The organism is Acidovorax sp. YS12, assembly GCA_021496925.1.
GTDB lineage: Bacteria > Pseudomonadota > Gammaproteobacteria > Burkholderiales > Burkholderiaceae_C > Paenacidovorax.
In genome coordinates, this window is record CP053915.1 from 1,580,710 (window position 1) to 1,598,478 (window position 17,769).

Below are 17,769 nucleotides of genomic sequence, written 5' to 3' on the forward strand. Positions count from 1 at the left end.
TTTAATAGCTATCAGCGCTTGACTGGAGGGCGCCAGAGCCCATCAGGAGACAAAACCATGCCACAGTCGCCCCTGCACACACCCGCCACACCCGAAGACGTTCTGCACTTCTGGTTCGAACAACTCACGCCGCAGCAGCACTTTGCCAAGGACGCGGATCTCGACGCCGCCATCGCCCAGCGCTTCGGCCCCACGCTGGAAGCCGCCGCGCGTGGTGAACTGTGGGGCTGGCGCGCCAGCGCGCAGGGACGGCTGGCCGAGATCGTGGCATTGGACCAGTTCTCGCGCAACGTGTGGCGCGACACCCCGCGCGCCTTCGCGCAAGACGGCATGGCGCTGGTGCTGGCGCAGGAGTTGGTGGCCCACGCGCTCGACCGCGCCCTGCCCATGGTGCAGCGCGCTTTTGCCTACATGCCCTACATGCACAGCGAATCGGCCACGGTGCACACACAGGCGGTCGTGCTGTTTTCCCAGCCGGGGCTGGAGAGCAACCTGGCGTTCGAGCTGCGCCACCAGGCCATCATCGAGCGCTTTGGCCGCTACCCGCACCGCAATGCCGTCTTGGGCCGTGCATCCAGCACGGAAGAACTGGCTTTTCTGAGCGAGCCAGGGTCGTCGTTCTAGATACCCGCAGCGGCCTACACTCGCAGCCATGCCTCTTTCCCGCCGCCCCCTGCTGGGCACGCTGCTGGCCAGTGCAGTGCCGTTGCTTCTTCCCGCCCGCACCCGGGCAGCCCCGCCCCCCGCCGAAACCGGCCCCTGGCCCCGCGCCCTGGCCGTGCCCGGTGGCGTCGCCCGGCTGCCACTGGGCCCGGCAAGCACAGCGCCCCAAGTGTTCACCGAAGCGGGCGGCGAGCGCGTCCCCGTGCTGGTGCAGGGTGACGCCATCACCTGGACGGCGCTGGTAGGCATTCCCCTGGCCGCGCCCGTGGGGCCCGCACACCTGCGCGTGGTGCCGGCCGAGGGCAGCGAGCGCGATCTGGGCTACACCGTGGCACCCAAAAAGTACCAGGAGCAGCGCCTCACGGTAGCGCCGCGCACGGTGGATCTGTCGCCCGAGGACAACGCCCGCTACGAGCGCGAGCGCACCCACCAGCAGCAGGTGATGGCCACCGTCACCACCCCGCTGCCGGCCCAGTTGCGCATGCGCGCGCCCGTGCCAGGGCGGCGCTCCAGCTCCTTCGGGCTGCGGCGCGTGTTCAACGGCCAGCCGCGCAATCCGCACAGCGGCATGGACATCGCCGCGCCCACGGGCACGCCGGTGGCGGCGCCGCTGCCGGGCCGGGTCATCGACACGGGGGACTATTTCTTCAACGGCGGCACCGTGTGGCTGGACCACGGCGGCGGACTGCTGACCATGTACTGCCACCTCAGCCGCATCGGCGTCCAGGTGGGGCAGACGCTGGGCACCGGCGAGCCTCTGGGCGACGTGGGCGCCACCGGCCGCGTGACCGGGCCGCACCTGCACTGGGGCGTGATGCTCAACCGCTGCATGGTCGATCCGGCGCTGTTTCTCTGAACTCTGCCACCCGCTCCGAGTCAAAAACGCCTATGTACACATCCACAGCCAAAACCCTGACCGCCCTGGCCCTTGCCAGCCTGGCTGCAGCCTGCAGCAGCACACCGCCCGCCGCGCCCATGCCCGCCTCGTCCCCTGCCGCACCGCAATTGCAAGCCTACGACTGGGATCTGGCAGCCGCCTTCGACAGCAGGAACCAGCCGGCCACCCAGTGGCAGCTGCCAGGCCAGAAGCCCGCGCGGCTGCACTTTGCCGGGCAGCGCGTAGCGGTGCAGAACCTGTGCAACGCCGCAAGCGCCGGATACCGGCTCGACGGCGAACGCCTGCAGGTGGAGCGCCCCATGTCCACCCTGCGCGCCTGCGCCGAGCCCGGCCTGATGCAACTGGAGCAGCGCGTGCTCCAGCAGTTGCCGCAAGCGCAGCGCTACACCCTGCAAGGCGGTGCCGAAACGCCCCGCCTGGTCCTGCACTTCGCCGATGGCAGCCGCTGGGAAATGGCCGGCACGCCCACGCCCGAAACGCGCTTTGGCGCGGCCGGCGAGCGCATGTTCCTGGAAGTGGCGCCCCAGCGCGTGGCCTGCAACCACCCGCTCATGCCCCAGGCCCAGTGCCTGCGCGTGCGCGACGTGCACTACGGCGACAACGGCGTGCGCCAGTCGGTGGGCGAATGGCGCATCTTCCATGGCGAGATCGAGGGCTACCAGCACGAGGCCGGCATGCGCAACGTGCTGCGCCTGCAGCGCTACCCGGCCACGCGCCCTGGCCAGCCGCAGCCGGCCGATGCGCCGCGCCACGCGTACCTGCTGGACATGGTGGTCGAGACCGAGCGCGTGGCCCCTTGATGCGCCAGCAGCCCGCGCCCGCGCCGGGCGCGCCGCGCCTGATCCGCTTCAACAAGCCCTACGGCGTGCTCAGCCAGTTCACGCCCGAGGGGCGCTGGCAGGGGCTCAAGGCGTTCATCGACGTGCCCGGCGTGCACGCCGCCGGGCGGCTCGACGCCGACAGCGAGGGCCTGCTGCTGCTCACCAGCGACGGCGCCCTGCAGGCGCGCATCGCCGACCCACGCCACAAGATGGAAAAGACCTACTGGGCACAGGTCGAGGGCCTTCCCACGGAAGACGCGCTGGCCCGCCTGCGCGCGGGCGTGCTGCTGAACGACGGCCCCACGCGGCCCGCGCTGGCCCGCCTCCTCGACCCGCCCCCGGCGCTGTGGGAGCGCGACCCGCCGATCCGCACGCGGCGCGCCATTCCCACGGCCTGGATCGCGCTGACCCTGCGCGAGGGACGCAACCGCCAGGTGCGCCGCATGACCGCCGCCGTGGGCCACCCCACGCTGCGCCTGGTGCGCGCCGCCATCGGCCCCTACACGCTCGACGGGCTGGCGCCCGGCGAATGGGCCGTCGTGGCCCCCTGCGCAAGCGTATAGTGGCGCCCTCCACGCAAGGGGCATCCCAGCCCCTGCGGGTGTTTTTCCGGTTCCATCCCGCGTGCCAGCCTCCGTCCTTTTCTGCCTCGTCATCGCCATTGCCGATGGCGACACCCTCACCGCGCGCTGCGGCCCGCCCGGCGCCTCCCGCAAGATGCAGGTGCGCATTGCCGCCATCGACGCGCCAGAGCGCCGCCAGGCCTACGGCGAGCGTTCGCGCCAGCACCTGGTGTCGCTGTGCTACAGGCAGCGCGCCACCATCCAGCCCCTGAACAAAGACGCCTACGGCCGCACCGTGGCCCACGTGCGCTGCCGCAGCACCGACGTGAACGCCGCGCAGGTGCGCGCGGGCATGGCCTGGGTGTACACGCCCTACGCCAAGGACTCCCCGCAGCTGGCGCCCCTGCAGCGCCAGGCACGCGCCCAGGGCCGGGGCCTGTGGTCGCAGCGCCGGCCCATGCCACCGTGGGAGTACCGCCACCGCTACGCCACGGCGCGCTCCAAGCCCTGACCGCCCCACCCCCGGCCCATGCACGAGCCCCTCACCATCCTCTGGCGCGACGCGCACGCCATCGCCGTGTACAAGCCCGCGGGCTGGCTGGTGCACCGCACGGGCCTGGACGCGGGCGAGACGCGCTTTGTGGTGCAGACGCTGCGCGACCAGATCGGCCAGCATGTGTACCCGGTGCACCGGCTCGACAAGGGCACCTGCGGCGTGCTGCTCCTGGCCCTGCACGGCGCGGCGGCGCGCCAGTTGGGCATGGCGTTCGCGCAGCACGCCGTGCGCAAGCGCTACCTGGCGCTGGTGCGCGGCTGGGCACCCGAGGCCGCCGAGGTGGACCACCCGCTGCGGCCCGACGATGCTCCGCCGGACGCCCCGGCCCAGCCCGCGCACACGCGCTTGCAGTGCCTGGCGCGGCTCGACTGGCCCGAGGCGGCCGACCCGCGCTTTCCCACCACGCGCGTATCGCTCGCCGAGGCCTGGCCGACCACGGGCCGGCGCCACCAGGTGCGGCGCCATCTCAAGCACCTGGCCCACCCCATCATTGGCGATGCCACCCACGGCAAGGGCCCGCTGAACCGCTGGTGGGCACAACGCCTGGGCCTGCAGCGGCTGTGGCTGCACGCGTGGCAATTGGAGGTGCCCCACCCGGAGACGGGCGCGCCGCTGCGGATCGACAGCGGGCTGTGCTGGCCCCCCGTGCCCGTGCCCGCGCCCCTCCCCGCGCAGGCGCCGCCGCCCGGTGCGCAGGACTGGCAGCGGCTGCTGTGCCTGCCCGGCTGGGAGCGCCGGGGCGGCTGAGGACATGCCACTCACGATTTTGGTGAAATCCGGCTCCAGCCCTTATCCGGCAAGCGCTGGCAGCTATTCTTTTTGAAGCTCCATCGCAAGCCTGGCGGACAGGCACCCGCACCCGCTGGGCCCCAAAGACCGGGCTACCCGCGCCCGCGCCCCTTGTTCTTGCGCTCCCGGTCGCGCTCGGCCTTGCGCGCTTTGCGTTCCTCTTCCTGGGCCTCGCCCGCGGCCAGCCAGGCCGCGAACTCGGGCGGCGTCTCCAGCGTCACGCGGCCAATGGCGCCCGCGCGCAGGTCGGTCAGCACCAGCTCGGCGGCCTTCTGGATGTTGACGCGCCCGCCCGACATGACGGCGCCGCGCTTGCGGCCGATGGCGGTGAGCAGCTCATCATCGTGCAACTGCGCCACGGCCTGCGGCGCCATGTCCAGCCTGTAGCGTTCCACCAGGGCCTGCGCATAGTGGCGCTGCAGGTAGCCCAGCAGTTCCAGCACCACCAGCTCCTCGTCGTAGGCGTTGCGGCCCACGGCGCCGCTGGCGGCCAGGTTGAAGCCGCTCTGCGCCACGATGATGCGCGGCCAGAGCATGCCAGGCGTGTCCCAGAGGTAGAAGTCGTCGGCCACGACGATGCGCTGCTCCTGCTTCGTGATGCCGGCCTCGTCGCCCGTCTTGGCCTGCGCGCGGCCGGCCAGGCTGTTGATGAGCGTGGACTTGCCCACGTTCGGAATGCCGCAGGTCAACACGCGCATCGGCCGCGCCAGGCCGCGCCGCTCGGGCGCCAGCTCCTGGCAGGCGGCCAGCAGGCGCCGCGCGGGCGCGCGCTCCGAGGCGTCGAGCGCGATGGCGCGCGTGCCGGGCCGGGCGTTGTACCAGTCGAGCCAGGCGGGGGTGCGCGCGGGGTCGGCCAGGTCCTGCTTGTTCAGGATCTTGAGCGTGGGACGGTGGCCCGTGAGCTCGGACAGCAGCGGGTTGGCGCTGGAGCCGGGCAGCCGCGCATCGAGCAGTTCGATCACCACGTCGATGTCTTTGATGCGCTCGGCGATCGCCTTGCGCGTGAGGTGCATGTGACCGGGGAACCACTGGATGGCCATGGGGAAAACCGCTTCGTGCTGACGTCAAAGGGCGCAAGGATAATCGCCTGCCCTTGCCCCACGCCGCCGCCATGCCATCCGAGCCCCCCTCCAGCGCCATCCCCGCCACCGACCTGGCCAGCGCCCGCGCGCTGTTCGCCGCGCTGCAGGCACGGGCCCAGGCGCGCGGCGTGGCGCTGCGCCCGCCCCCGCCCGAGCCCGCGAGCTGCTGCGGCCGGGGGTGCAACGGCTGCGTGTGGGAGGGGTTCTTCCACGCCACCGAATACTGGCGCCAGCAGGCGCTGCGGCAGCTCGAAGGCCCGGAAACGCACGCCCCCCGCATGCGCGGCGATGCATGATCCAGCGCCAGGCAGCACCCCATGCCCCATGACACGCGCCCCCTCTCGCTGCCGGGGTTTCTGATCCTGATCGCCACCGCCGTCGGCCCGATGCTGGCGCTGGCGCTCGATGCGGCGGCACGGCGCACCGGCGGGCTGGAGCTGGGAGAGGGCATCCCCATGCTGCAGCACGTGGACCGCGCCGGCACGCTGGACATCGCCGGCGTGGCCGCCCTGCCCGCCACCACCCTGGCGCACACCACGGCCCTGCGCGGCTACGCCCAGCTCTGGCTGCCCGAAGGGCTGGACCTGTGGGGCAGCGACATGCTCAGCGCGGGCACCTTCGTGCTGGTCGCCACGCTGGCCTGGCAAACGCGCGAGCTGCTGACCCGCGGCACCGCCTGGCGCCGCACCGACAGGGTGCTCGCCGCGCTCGGGCTGCTGGCCCTGGCCGGCGTGGCCAGCGTCCCCCTGGGGCGCTACAACGCCTGGGCCTGGACGGCCAGCATCATCGCCTGGCTGGTGAACATCCTGGGCACCGGCGTGGCCGCCGCCAACCTGCGCTGCCACGGCGCCAGCGCCGAGCGCGTGCTGGTGTGCGTGCCCTATGCCGTGCACACCGTGGCGGGTACGCACCTGGCGGCGTACTTCCTGGGGCTGGCGCACGCGCGCTACGAGGCCGGGGTACTCTGGCAGATTGAGGCGTTCTTCTTCTACACCCTGATCACCGTCGCCGCCGCTACCGGGCTCATGCAGAAATACCGCGCTTCGGCCCTGGCGCAAAAGCAGCTGCTGGCAGAGCTTGCGCACTCCGAGCAGGTGCTGGAAGAGCGCGTGCTCCAGCGCACCAGCGAGCTGCTGCAGGCCCAGAACGCACTGCACGCCGCGCTGCACAGCGAGCGCGAGATGCGGCAAGAGCAGCGCCACTTCTTCGACATGGTCAACCACGAGTTCCGCACGCCCCTGGCAGTGGTGGACAGCGCCGCCACCGAACAGCAGGCCTTCCCCAGCCCGGAAACCGCTCCGCAGGTGGAGCGCGCGGCCCAGATCCGCCGCGCCTGCCGCCGCCTGATGGCGCTGGTGGACAACTGCCTGGTCAGCGACCGCCTGGACGCCCAGGCCTTCAAGCCCCAGTGGCGCGACGTGCCGCTGGCCGACATCGTCGATGCGGCCGCCGAGCTGGTGCAGTGGTCCCGCCGCCACCACCTGCGCCTGGACACCGCACGCGCCCCGGCGTGGTGGACCTGCGACCCGGCGCTGGTGCGCATCGCCCTGTCCAACCTGGTGGACAACGCCGTCAAGCACGCCGGGCCCGGGGAGATCACCCTCAGCGCGCACAGCCCGGCGCCCGGCCTGCTGGCACTGGCCGTGAGCGACCAGGGGCCTGGCCTGCCGCCCGAGGCGGCGCAGCACCTCTTCGCGCGCTACGAGCGCGGCGCACGCACCGGCCAGGCCAGCGGCTACGGGCTGGGCCTGTGGGTGGCGCGGCGCATCGCACAGTTGCACGGCGGCGACGTGCAGGCCACGGCGTCGGCGCAGGGCGGCACCTGCTTCACGCTCACCCTGGCGAGCGGCGGGGCCGCGGCATCCGCCGGGCGCTCCTCATTCAATAGCTGATAGCGCTTGCCAGCAAAGGGCTGGAGGCATTTTTTATGTGTGAATGCCTCTTTCAGCGCATGCGCCCACCACAGCCTACGGCCAACCCAGCAATCAGCATAAAAATAGCCTTCAGCCCTTACCCATCAAGCGCTGGCAGCTCCTGATTCGGGAGCACGCACGCGCTCGGCATCGGCACGCAGGCGCGCGGCCAGGGCCTCGGCCTGGGCCAAGCGGCGCAGCAGCCAGGGCGTGAGGTCGTCCTGCGCCAGCGGCGGCAGGGGTTCGGGCTCGGTGCCCTGCGCGTCGGCATGGCCCGCCGCCGGGGCCGCGCCCAGCAGTTGCGCCTCGATGCGCCGGGCCGCCGCGTCCAGCAAGGGCTGCAGTTCCTCGACGCGCAGATGCCCGCGGCGCAGCAGCAGCAAGGTCTTGACGGCGGTGAGCTGCGCCAGCAGCTGGTAGGCGTGCGTCTGCATGTGCTCCAGCGGCGCCAGGGGCGGACGCACGGCGCGCGGCTCCTTCCAGGCGCGCCCGGTGGCCTGCACCAGTTCCGAGAGGCTGTCGTAGGCCTCGCGCCGCGCCAGGCGCCAGGCCAGCTCGGGCTGGTTGTCCACGGCCTGCAGCTGCGCCAGCCCCAGCGCCTCGCGCGCATGGCGCGCCTGGGCGGCCAGCGTGCGCTCGACCAGCGCCGGCACCTGGTGGCGCTCCCACGACGGCAGCACGTAGGCGAAGGCCCAGGCCAGGCCCGCGCCGATGAGCGTGTCGGCCATGCGCTCGAACAGCGCGAAAGCCGTGCTGTCACCCGTGTGCAGCATGTGCGACTGCACCAGCCCCAGCACCGTGGCGGCCACCGCCGTGACCAGGTAGAAGCGGATGGCGAAGGCATGCGCCACGGCCTGCGCCAGCGTCAGGCACACCACCAGGCCGAGCGGCGGCAGGTGCGCCGCCAGCACGGCCGAGGCCAGCACGCAGCCCAGCAGGGTACCGCCCACGCGCGCGTTGCGCCGCTCCAGCGTCTGCGCCAGGCTGCCGCGCAGCACCACCACGATGGTCAGGATGATCCAGTAGGGATGCACGCGCCAGGGCACCAGCAGCGACACGGCGTAGCCCGCGCCAATGGCCAGCGCGGCGCGCAACGCGTGGCGCAGCGGCGCGGCCTGCCAGCGCCACACACCCCACAGCGGCTGCCAGCCCCAGCCCACGGGGCTGACGAACATCTGCCAGCTCGCACGCACCACCGCCAGGTTGGGCGCGGCCTCGCCGCGCGCCACTGCCACAAGGCGGCCCGCCTCCTCATGCAGGTGGCCCACGCGCTGCGCCAGCCCCTGGGCCAGCAGCGCCGGGGTGAAGTAGCCGGGCGGCGGCCCGGCCTCGGGGGCCGCGGGCGCCAGGGGGGCCAGCGTGAAGGGCGCGGGCCGGCGCCCGAGCAGCAGGGCATCCGCCAGGCGCTCGATCTCGCCGGCCAGGGCATGCAGCATGGCCTGCAGGCGCTCGAGCGCCGGGGCCTGCGCGGGCTGGCCGCGCAAGGCGTCCAGGTCCAGGCTGCAGGCCAGGAGGTGGTCGCGCATCTCCAGCACGCACATCAGCATGTCGGCCAGGCGCAGGCGGCGCGCGGTGGAAGGGGCTTCGAGCACGATGTCGCGTGCGGCCTGCAGCTGGTCGGTCAGCGCCGCCTGGCTGCGCAGCAGGCCCGCCATGAGCCGCGCGCCCCCGCCCGGCCCGTCCGGCGGTTGCTGCGCGGGCGTGAACTGCCGCGCCTGCAGGCGCATCAGCGCCGCCAGCGACAGCAGCGCGTCGGCCAGGAACTGCACGCGGTAGCGCGCGTTGAGCAGCCGGTTGGCCAGCACGGCATAGGGCAGGTACAGCAGGGCCCCGATCCCGAAATGCAGCGTGGCAGTGAGCGCGGCCTGCGTGGTCTCGCCCTGCGGCGCCGGCGTGGCCATGGAGAACACCAGCGCGAACATGGCCGCGATGGCCACGGGCGCGCCGCGCTTGCCCCAGGCCATGGCCAGGAAGGCCAGGAACGTGGCCGGCACCAGCAGCAGGCCCAGCGCCCAGGGCAGGGCTTCGAGCCGCTGCACGGCGAAGAACAGCGGCATGCCCAGCAGCGGCGCGGGCAGCATGTGCCAGAACTTGCCGCGCCGCGGCGCCGGCATGTCGGGCGGGATGGCCACAATGGCGCCCACGGCGGCCACCGATGCCGCACCCATCCCCAGCCACAGGTGCACGCCCACGGAGACCAGCAGCAGCCCGAGCGCGGCGGCCACGCCGCTGGCGACGTAGTGGCTCAAGGCCACGCGCAGCGCGGCGCGCAGGTGCGGGCTCACCCGAGCTGGCTCGGATCCATGTACTGCTGGCGCCATTCCTCGAACCCCAGCGTGTCGGCGGCTTCGATGGCTTTTTGCGCGGCCCAGGACTCCTCGGCCAGCGCCGCCTGGCGCGCCTGCTGCGCCGCGCTCCAGGGCAGCGCCAGCAGGTGGTCGCGCGCGCGCTCCGACTGGGCTTGCGAAAACGCCTGGAAATTGCAGCCGTGCGCCTGCGCCATGGCGGCCAGCACGCGCGCCGAAGGGGCGCGCGCCGCGTCGGCCAGCGTGGCCTGGGCGTCGCGCAGCGCCGCGCCGTAGGCCTGGGTGCCGTGCGTGGCGTCGAGCGCGGCGGCGATCGGCGCGCACTGCGCCAGCACCTGCGCGGCCCAGTCCACCAGTGGCACGCTCTCGCCCTGGCGCTTGAGCAGCAGCCCCGGCTCGCGCCCGCGCTCGGCCGTCTGGTGCTGGTTGTGCTTGAGTTCGGCGATTTCCGCCGGGGTGTCGGGCGGGCTGTCGGACAGCAGGCAGTGCAGCAGGAACACGTCGAGCAGGCGCATGGTCTGCGCCGTGATGCCCACGGGCTCGAACGGGTCGAGGTCCATCAGGCGCACCTCCACGTACTCCACGCCGCGCTCGCGCAGCGCGTGCAGCGGGCGCTCGCCGCGGCGCACGGTGCGCTTGGGGCGGATGGTGCCGTAGAACTCGTTCTCGATCTGCAGCAGGCTGGTGCCGAGCTGGTTGTAGTCGCCGCCGAGGTTGCGGATGCCGATGGCCTCGTAGGGCGCATAGGGCCGTGTCAGCGCCTCGTACAGCGAGTTGGCGTAGCCCTCCAGGCCGTTGTAGCTCACGTACAGGCTGGCCTGCGCGTCGCTCTGGTAGCCCAGGCGCCCCATGCGCAGCGAGGTGGCATACGGCAGGTGCAGCGCCTGGCCCTGGCTGCCCAGCGGCTGCAGGCTGTGTTCGCGCCCCTCGACGAAGCACGGGCACAGCGCGGGCGAGGCGCCGAACAGGTACAGCAGCACGAAGGCGTGGCGGCGGAAGTTACGGATCAGCGCGAAGTATTCCTCGCTGCCCACGCCGGGCAGCGACCAGTTGTAGTGGATGCCCGAGATGGTCTGCATGCGCCGGCCATAGCGGTGGCCCAGGCCCATGCGGTAGATGCTCTTGGCGCGGCCGATGTGCGAATTGCCGTAGCGGCCCAGCGGAATGGTTTCATCGGTCGGCAGGCCGCAGGGCATGCTGGACACCCAGAGCATCTCGCCGCCCGCGCCCTGGAGCGTGCGCAGCACGTACTGGTGGGTCTCGGTCAGCTCGCCCAGGGTCTCCTCCACGCCCCGGTGGGCGCCGGTGATGAGCTCGATCTGCGATTCGCTGTAGTCGGTGGTGATGCTGGGGTGCGTCAGCGCGGCGCCCAGCGCCTGCGGGTGCGGGGTGAGCGCCAGGCCGCCCGTGGGCAGGACGCGCAGGCCTTCTTTCTCGATGCCGCGCCGGATACCCGCGAGGCGCCCCGATTCCAGCGCGGCCACGCGCTCGTGCAATGTGTTCATAGGGTCACAACCTGTTTCTTGTTGGAGCCGGAACTTAGCACGGCACGCGCCGCCCGCGCTGGAGCGGGGGGACATGCCCGTTATTCATTGCGCTACGCGCCACCCGCAGCACATGAAACCGGCGCGCCCCAGGCGCGGGCAGCCGAGCAAGGGCCGCCCCGCAGCGAGGGCTGCGTCCCCCTCCCACGCGCAGCGTGAGAGAGGAGGAAGGCGCCGAAGGCGACTCAGGGGGTGCTTCCTGTCACCCCCGTGCGGCCAGTGCCTTGCCCACTTCGTTGGTGCCCTGGGCAGCGCCGCTTTGCGGCACTTGTTCGCCCGCGCGGTCGGTCACCTCGACCAGGCGGGCCGCCAGTTGCTCGGGCACGCCGGCGCCCAGGCCCAGGTGGATGCCCTGGGTGAGCGTGATGTGCGCCGCCTCGAAGGTGCCCGCGCCCGCGCACAGGATGGCGCGCGTGGGCGCGCTCTCGTGCGCCAGCACCAGCATGGCGGGCACCACGGCCTCGGGGCGCAGGGCGTCGAGCACCTGCGGCGGGAACAGCGCCTCGGTCATGCGCGTGGCCGCCGTGGGGGCCAGGGCGTTCACGTGGATGCCGTGCTTGGCGCCTTCGATGGCCAGGGTCTGCATCAGGCCCACCTGGGCCAGCTTGGCGGCGCCGTAGTTGGCCTGGCCGAAGTTGCCGTACAGGCCCGTGGACGAGGTGGTCATGACGATGCGCCCGTACTTCTGTTCCACCATGTGCGGCCACACCGCCTTGCAGCAGTGCGCCGCGCCCATCAGGTGCACCTGCACCACCAGGGCGAAGTCGTCCATCTCCATCTTGGCGAACGATTTGTCGCGCAAGATGCCGGCGTTGTTCACCAGGATGTCCACGCGGCCCCAGGCATCGACGGCCTGGCGCACCATGGCCTGCACGGCGGCGAAATCGGTCACCGAAGCGCCGTTGGCCAGCGCCTCGCCGCCCGCCGCGCGGATTTCGTCGGCCACCTTCTGCGCGGCCGAGGCAGAACCGCCGCTGCCGTCGAGCGTGCCGCCCAGGTCGTTGACCAGCACCTTGGCGCCGCGCGCGGCCAGCGCCAGCGCATGCTGGCGCCCCAGGCCGCCGCCCGCGCCCGTCACGATGGCCACGCGGCCCTTGAAGTCCAGTTCCATGTGCATCCACTCCTCTTGTCTTGATGTGATGTCGTTGCCGCGCGCGGCGGCGCGGGCCACTGTACGCCAGGGCGCGGTCCGCGCCAGTTCCGCGCGCGACTCCCGTGGCTCGCGTCAGCCCCCGGGCACGGCCACGTCCTCCAGCGCCAGGCGGTGGCGCGGGTCGCGGTGCCAGTCCCAGTAGGTCTGCACCATGCGCCGCGTGACCGGGCCCACGGCGGCGGCGCCCACCGGCAGCCCATCGACGCGCGTGACCGGCAGCACGCCCCCGGCCGAGGAGGAGAGGAACACCTCGCGCGCCGCGCGCAGCTCGGCCGCGGGCAGCGCGCGCACCTGCAGCGGCAGGCCCGCGGCCTGGGCCATCTCGATCACGGTGCGGCGCGTGATGCCTTCGAGCACGCCCTGCGCCGGCGTCACCAGCACGCTCTGGGCGTTCACGCAGAACACGTTGAAGCCCGGCCCCTCGACCACATGGCCCGCGCCATCGGTCAGCACCACGGTGTCGCCCCCGGCGTCGAGCGCGCCCAGCAGGCCCATGGTCAGGTCGTTCCAGTGGTAGTTCTTGGCGCGCGGGTCCACGCTGCCGGCGGGAATGCGCTGCACGCCGCTGACCACCAGGTCCAGCCCGCGCTCGCGCTGCCCGGCGTTGGCGATCCAGACATAGGGCACGGCGAAGGCGTAGAACTGGTTCACCGCCAGGCGCGGGTCGCGCGAGCCCCAGGGCGGCTGGCCGCGCGTGACGACCATCTCCACGTAGGCGCTGCGCAGGCCCGCCAGGCGCACGCACTGCGCCAGCACCTGCGTGATGCCCTGCGCGGACAGCCCCGGGTCGAGGCGAAAACGCGCGCAACTGGCGAAGAACCGCTCCAGGTGCGCGTCGAGGCGGAAGAAGGCGCCGTCCCACACGGTCACCACGTCGTAGGTGGCGTCGGAGCGCAGGAAACCCCAGTCGGTGAGGGGAATCGCGGCGTCGCCGATGGGCACGTAGCGCCCGCGCACAAAGGCGGCGCCCTGGGAGAAATCGGGAGGGGTGTCGAGGGCAGGCATGCGGCCATTGTGGCCGCGGCCAACGCGCGCGGGTTATCCCGCACGGGACTGGACAAGCATGTGGACAAGTTTTGGCAAGTCCTGTATGGCCCATGCAAGCCATTGATTTACAAGGCCAATCCTTGTGGCGCCTATTTTTTAGGCAAGCCGGCCACGGGTTTTCCCGCGCCTTGTTGGACAATCATGTGGATAAGTTTTGACAAGTCCTGTATGGGCGCGCCAAGTGCTTGATTCACAAGGGATTGGCTTGTATTGCCTAAATTTTGGGCAATACCGGGACGCCGTCGCGGCGCCCCGCCCTGGCGGCCATGCGCTCCTTTTTACGTAGCTGCCAGCGCTTTCCACATAAGCGCCGGAGCCATTTTTCATTGTTTTTTCCACTCCGCCATGAATGCTCCCCTGATGCCCCCGCTGTACACCGCCCGTCTGCACGCCAGCGACGCCCAATGCGACGCCTGGGGCGACCAGCCCCTGCTGGATGCGCTCGAATCCGGCGGCATCGCCTGGCCCAGTTCCTGCCGCAACGGCACCTGCCGCACCTGCCTGGGCCAGCTGGTGCAGGGCAGCGTGCGCTACGCCATCGACTGGCCGGGCCTGTCGCCCGAGGAAAAGGCCCAGGGCTGCGTGCTGCCGTGCGTGGCCTACCCCGAGTCCGACGTGGTGCTGCAGCGCGAGGAATGAAGTGAAACACCCCCTGAGTCGCCTTCGGCGCCTTCCCCCTTGTATCTTCGAGACCCTGAAGTTCAGAGACATTTTTTGGGAAGTTGTCCACAGCCTGTCATCCCCTTGGGAGCCTTGGCATCCCGTGAGAGAGCATTTGGCGTGGACAGCCAACCGTTTGCAGCAAGCCCGAACAGTTGCTTGTTGGCAATACATGTTCTTTGGATCTGTATTGACCGCGTATTTTGCAAGGATGGGCAATGACTAACGAATCCCAGGAATCTGTGTTTGTTGGTGTCGACGTCTCCAAGGCTGTGCTGGAAGTGGCCTTGAGTGACAAGGGTGCGAGTGAGCGCTTTGACAACGATGAGCGCGGCATTGCGGCACTGATTGAGAGCCTCAAGCAAGTGCATGCGGGGCTTGTGCTCATGGAGGCTACAGGGGGTCTGGAGCGCAAGCTGGCACAGGCGCTGTACCTGCAGAACTTTGATGTCATGGTCGTCAACCCGCGTCAGGCCCATGACTTTGGCAAAGCCATGGGCTACCTGGCCAAGACCGATCACGTGGATGCACGGGTGCTGTCGCACTTTGCGCGCACACTGCACCAAAGCGAGCGGCGCGACAAGCTGCTGTTGAAGCTGCCCTCACAGCAACAACAGCACGTTGCTGCACTGGTGATGCGCCGGGGGCAACTGGTGCAAATGCGTGTAGCTGAGAGCAATCGGCTGGAGCAGGCCCACCCGCTGTTGGCCAAAAGCATCGCTGCCATGATCAAGGCGCTGGACAAGCAAATTGACGTGCTGGACGACGACATCGGAGGGCGTCTGAAGATGCACTTCAAGCGTCAGACAGAGCTGCTCAAGGGCTTGAAGGGCATAGGCCCGAATACGCAGGCGGTGCTCATGGGCATGTTGCCGGAGCTGGGGCAATTGAGCCGGCGCGAGATCAGCAAGCTCGTGGGCGTTGCCCCGCTGGCGCGCGATAGCGGCAAGTCACGTGGCAAGCGCAGCATCTGGGGAGGTCGTGCGGATGTGCGCTCGGCGCTGTATATGAGCACGCTCAGCGCCATGCGCCACGAGCCGGTGATCATGCAGTTCAGAGACCGCCTGCGCGCGGCAGGTAAAGCGCCCAAGGTCGTCATTGTGGCCTGCATGCGAAAGCTGCTGACCATAGTCAATGCGGTGATCAAGTCTGGTCAGCCTTGGTCTGCTACTTATTCACAGGCGGGTAATGCGCTGCAAACCGCTTGACTTTGAACACAGTTGCTCTCTCTACGCGCTTCGCGCTATGGGAGGGGGACGCAGCCCTCGCTGCGGGGCGGCCCTTGCTCGGCTGCCCGCGCTTGGGCCGCGCCAGTTTCATGCGCTGTGGGTAGCGCGCAGCGCCGTGGACAACTGCGATGAAACGACACCCCCCTGAGCGGCTGCGCGGCTGCCCACGCATGGGCCGCGCCGGTTTCATGGAGCGTGGGTTGCGCGCAGCGCCATGGCTAACCGATACATCCACAAACCACGCGCGGCGCCCGCGCTGGACTAGAATTTCGCTCTTTGGGCGGCCCCCCGCCCCCTTTGCGGCAGCGCTGCATCGCATGTTCTTTGGCTCTGGCGCCCGCGCCCATGGAACCTGCATGGCGCGCGCCGCCCAGGCCCCAAGGAAAGCCCCCCTCCATGACCTCTCCCCTCACCCCCGTGCCCGTCTCGCCCGTCGAGGAGATCGTGGCCGAGATGCGCGCCGGGCGCATGGTCATCCTCGTCGATGAGGAAGACCGCGAAAACGAAGGCGACCTGGTGCTTGCCGCCGACCACGTCACGCCCGAGGCCATCAACTTCATGGCGCGCTTCGGCCGCGGCCTGATCTGCCTGACCCTCTCGCGCGAGCGCTGCGAGCGCCTGCAGCTGCCGCCCATGGTGGCGCGCAACGGCACCAAGATGGGCACGGCCTTCACCGTCTCCATCGAGGCTGCCGAGGGCGTCACCACCGGCATCAGCGCCGCCGACCGCGCGCGCACCGTGCAGGCCGCCGTGGCGCCGCACGCCAAGGCCAGCGACCTGGTGCAGCCCGGCCACATCTTCCCGCTGCAGGCGGTGGATGGCGGCGTGCTCATGCGCGCCGGCCACACCGAGGCCGGCTGCGACCTGGCCGCCATGGCCGGCTGCAGCCCCGCCGCCGTGATCTGCGAGGTGATGAAGGACGACGGCACCATGGCCCGCCTGCCCGACCTGCAGCTCTTCGCGGCCGAGCACGGCATCAAGATCGGCACCATCGCCGACCTGATCGAGTACCGCAGCCGCAACGAATCGCTGGTGGAGAAAGTGGGATCGCGCACCGTGCAGACGGCCTGGGGCGAATTCACCGCGCACGCCTTCCGCGACGGCCCCAGCGGCAACGTGCACCTGGCGCTGGTGCGCGGCCAGTGGGACGCGCAGGCCGAGGTGCCGGTGCGCGTGCACGAGCCGCTGTCGGTGCTCGACGCGCTGGAAGTCAACCGCTCCATGCACTCGTGGAGCCTGGACACCAGCCTGGCCTACATCGCCCGCCAGGGCCAGGGCGTGGCGGTGCTGCTGAACTGCGGCGAATCGGGCGCGCAGCTGCTGGAGCAATTCGAGGGCAAGGCGCGCGCCGCGCAGGCCCCCGAGCGCGGCCGCATGGACCTGCGCACCTACGGCGTGGGCGCGCAGGTCCTGCGCGACGTGGGCGTGGTGCGGATGCGCCTCATGGGCCAGCCGCGCCGCCTGCCCAGCATGGCCGGCTACGGGCTGGAGATCACCGGCTACATCACCAAGGAATGAACCCCTATGCAAAACGCTGACAAAGGCACGGCCGCCACCCCGCTCGACGGCAAGGAACTGCGCATCGGCATCGTGCAGGCGCGCTTCAACGAAAGCATCACCGACGCGCTGGCCGCCGCCTGCCGCGACACCCTGCTCGACCTGGGCGTGCAGGCCGAACACGTCACCCACGTGACCGTGCCCGGCGCGCTCGAAGTGCCGCTGGCGCTGATGGCCCTGGCCGAGCGCGACGAGTTCGACGCGCTGATCGCGCTGGGCTGCATCATCCGCGGCGAAACCTACCACTTCGAGCTGGTGGCCAATGAATCGGGCGCGGGCGTCTCGCGCGTCGGGCTGGACTACGGCATCCCCATCGCCAACGCCATCCTGACCACCGAGAACCTCGACCAGGCCGTGGCGCGCCAGACCGAGAAGGGCCGCGACGCCGCCTACGTGGCCGTCGAAATGGCCAACCTGCTGGGCGGGCTGGCGGCATGAGCGGCGACTTCTCCAGCGCCTCCAAGCGCCCGCCGCGCCAGCCGCGCAAGGGCCTGACCAGCACCGGCGCGCGCAAGGCGGCGTCCAAGTCGGCGCGTTCGCGCGCGCGCGAATTCGCGCTCCAGGCGCTGTACCAGTACATCGTCGGGCGCAACGAGGCCAGCGCCATCGACCTGTTCACGCGCGACCTGGCGGGCTTTCACAAGGCCGATGCCGCGCACTACGACGCGCTGCTGCACGGCTGCGTGCGCACCGAAACCGCGCTGGACGCGCTGATCGTGCCCCAGCTCGACCGCCCGCTGGCCGAGATCTCCCCCATCGAGCACGCCGTGATGTGGATCGGCGTGTACGAGTTCCAGCACTGCATGGACGTGCCCTGGCGCGTGGCGCTGAACGAATGCATCGAGCTGGCCAAGGAATTCGGCGGCACCGACGGGCACAAGTACGTCAACGCCGTGCTCGGCGGCCTGGCACCCAAGCTGCGCGCGGCCGAGGTGGCGGCCGACCAGCAGCAGCGCGCCCCGCAGGCCGCGCCCGACGCCTGAGCCCC

Annotated in this window: 18 protein-coding genes; 13 read left to right on the top strand and 5 right to left on the bottom strand. The window is 71.0% G+C overall.

The annotated features are described in order from the left end of the window. Positions 1-57: 57 nt before the first annotated feature. The 6 genes from YS110_07165 (at position 58) to YS110_07190 (ending at position 4,248) form a co-directional block, all read left to right on the top strand. Entirely contained in the window at positions 58-624 is a 567-nt protein-coding gene (locus tag YS110_07165) for a DUF924 domain-containing protein (GenBank protein UJB64536.1), read from the top strand. Positions 625-652: 28 nt separating this feature from the next. Next, positions 653-1,519: a peptidoglycan DD-metalloendopeptidase family protein gene (locus YS110_07170; GenBank protein ID UJB64537.1), complete on the top strand. Its 867-nt coding sequence runs from the start codon at positions 653-655 to the stop codon at positions 1,517-1,519. A 32-nt stretch (positions 1,520-1,551) separates the two neighbouring features. Beyond that, on the top strand, positions 1,552-2,361 hold the full coding sequence (locus YS110_07175; protein ID UJB64538.1) for an META and DUF4377 domain-containing protein: 810 nt from the start codon (positions 1,552-1,554) through the stop codon (positions 2,359-2,361). Then, a complete protein-coding gene (locus YS110_07180; protein ID UJB64539.1) occupies positions 2,361-2,945 on the top strand; it encodes a pseudouridine synthase in 585 nt (194 codons plus the stop codon). The genes YS110_07175 and YS110_07180 overlap by 1 nt, the downstream gene beginning before the upstream one ends. A 61-nt stretch (positions 2,946-3,006) precedes the next feature. Next, positions 3,007-3,456: a thermonuclease family protein gene (locus tag YS110_07185; GenBank protein ID UJB64540.1), complete on the top strand. Its 450-nt coding sequence runs from the start codon at positions 3,007-3,009 to the stop codon at positions 3,454-3,456. An 18-nt stretch (positions 3,457-3,474) separates the two neighbouring features. Further along, positions 3,475-4,248, top strand: coding sequence for a pseudouridine synthase (locus YS110_07190; protein UJB64541.1), 774 nt, complete (start codon positions 3,475-3,477; stop codon positions 4,246-4,248). 134 nt (positions 4,249-4,382) lie between these two features. On the opposite strand, the gene ylqF is transcribed toward YS110_07190, so the two are convergent. Continuing rightward, positions 4,383-5,330 (bottom strand): ribosome biogenesis GTPase YlqF, encoded by a 948-nt coding sequence (gene ylqF / locus YS110_07195; protein ID UJB64542.1) that lies wholly within the window; start codon positions 5,328-5,330, stop codon positions 4,383-4,385. A 71-nt stretch (positions 5,331-5,401) separates the two neighbouring features. On the opposite strand from ylqF, the gene YS110_07200 reads away from it, so the two are divergent. Both YS110_07200 and YS110_07205 read left to right on the top strand, forming a co-directional pair. Further along, the gene (locus tag YS110_07200) at positions 5,402-5,668 is read left to right on the top strand and encodes an oxidoreductase (GenBank protein ID UJB64543.1); all 267 of its coding nucleotides are present in this window, start codon (positions 5,402-5,404) and stop codon (positions 5,666-5,668) included. Between the two features lie 21 nt (positions 5,669-5,689). Continuing rightward, complete coding sequence (locus tag YS110_07205; protein ID UJB64544.1) at positions 5,690-7,264, top strand: HAMP domain-containing histidine kinase; 1,575 nt, start codon at positions 5,690-5,692, stop codon at positions 7,262-7,264. A gap of 125 nt (positions 7,265-7,389) precedes the next feature. Here the strand turns inward: YS110_07205 and YS110_07210 are convergent, their stop codons facing one another. The 4 genes from YS110_07210 to YS110_07225 form a co-directional block, all read right to left on the bottom strand. Continuing rightward, the gene (locus YS110_07210) at positions 7,390-9,606 is read right to left on the bottom strand and encodes an FUSC family protein (protein UJB64545.1); all 2,217 of its coding nucleotides are present in this window, start codon (positions 9,604-9,606) and stop codon (positions 7,390-7,392) included. Beyond that, complete coding sequence (gshA, locus tag YS110_07215; protein UJB64546.1) at positions 9,567-11,096, bottom strand: glutamate--cysteine ligase; 1,530 nt, start codon at positions 11,094-11,096, stop codon at positions 9,567-9,569. The genes YS110_07210 and gshA overlap by 40 nt, the downstream gene beginning before the upstream one ends. A 241-nt stretch (positions 11,097-11,337) precedes the next feature. Further along, positions 11,338-12,246 carry an SDR family NAD(P)-dependent oxidoreductase gene (locus tag YS110_07220; protein UJB67389.1) on the bottom strand — a complete coding sequence of 303 codons (909 nt, stop codon included), beginning with the start codon at positions 12,244-12,246 and terminating at the stop codon, positions 11,338-11,340. A 114-nt stretch (positions 12,247-12,360) separates the two neighbouring features. Further along, a complete protein-coding gene (locus YS110_07225) occupies positions 12,361-13,293 on the bottom strand; it encodes an aminotransferase class IV (protein UJB64547.1) in 933 nt (310 codons plus the stop codon). Positions 13,294-13,680: 387 nt separating this feature from the next. Here YS110_07225 and YS110_07230 point away from each other — a divergent pair, with 387 nt between their 5' ends. The 5 genes from YS110_07230 (at position 13,681) to nusB (ending at position 17,764) form a co-directional block, all read left to right on the top strand. Next, on the top strand, positions 13,681-13,974 hold the full coding sequence (locus tag YS110_07230) for a 2Fe-2S iron-sulfur cluster binding domain-containing protein (protein ID UJB64548.1): 294 nt from the start codon (positions 13,681-13,683) through the stop codon (positions 13,972-13,974). Between the two features lie 239 nt (positions 13,975-14,213). Beyond that, positions 14,214-15,203 (top strand): transposase, encoded by a 990-nt coding sequence (locus tag YS110_07235; GenBank protein UJB64549.1) that lies wholly within the window; start codon positions 14,214-14,216, stop codon positions 15,201-15,203. Between the two features lie 417 nt (positions 15,204-15,620). Beyond that, on the top strand, positions 15,621-16,742 hold the full coding sequence (gene ribB, locus YS110_07240; GenBank protein UJB64550.1) for a 3,4-dihydroxy-2-butanone-4-phosphate synthase: 1,122 nt from the start codon (positions 15,621-15,623) through the stop codon (positions 16,740-16,742). A 6-nt stretch (positions 16,743-16,748) separates the two neighbouring features. Then, complete coding sequence (locus YS110_07245; GenBank protein ID UJB64551.1) at positions 16,749-17,219, top strand: 6,7-dimethyl-8-ribityllumazine synthase; 471 nt, start codon at positions 16,749-16,751, stop codon at positions 17,217-17,219. After that, positions 17,216-17,764 (top strand): transcription antitermination factor NusB, encoded by a 549-nt coding sequence (nusB, locus tag YS110_07250; protein ID UJB64552.1) that lies wholly within the window; start codon positions 17,216-17,218, stop codon positions 17,762-17,764. The genes YS110_07245 and nusB overlap by 4 nt, the downstream gene beginning before the upstream one ends. Positions 17,765-17,769 lie beyond the last annotated feature (5 nt).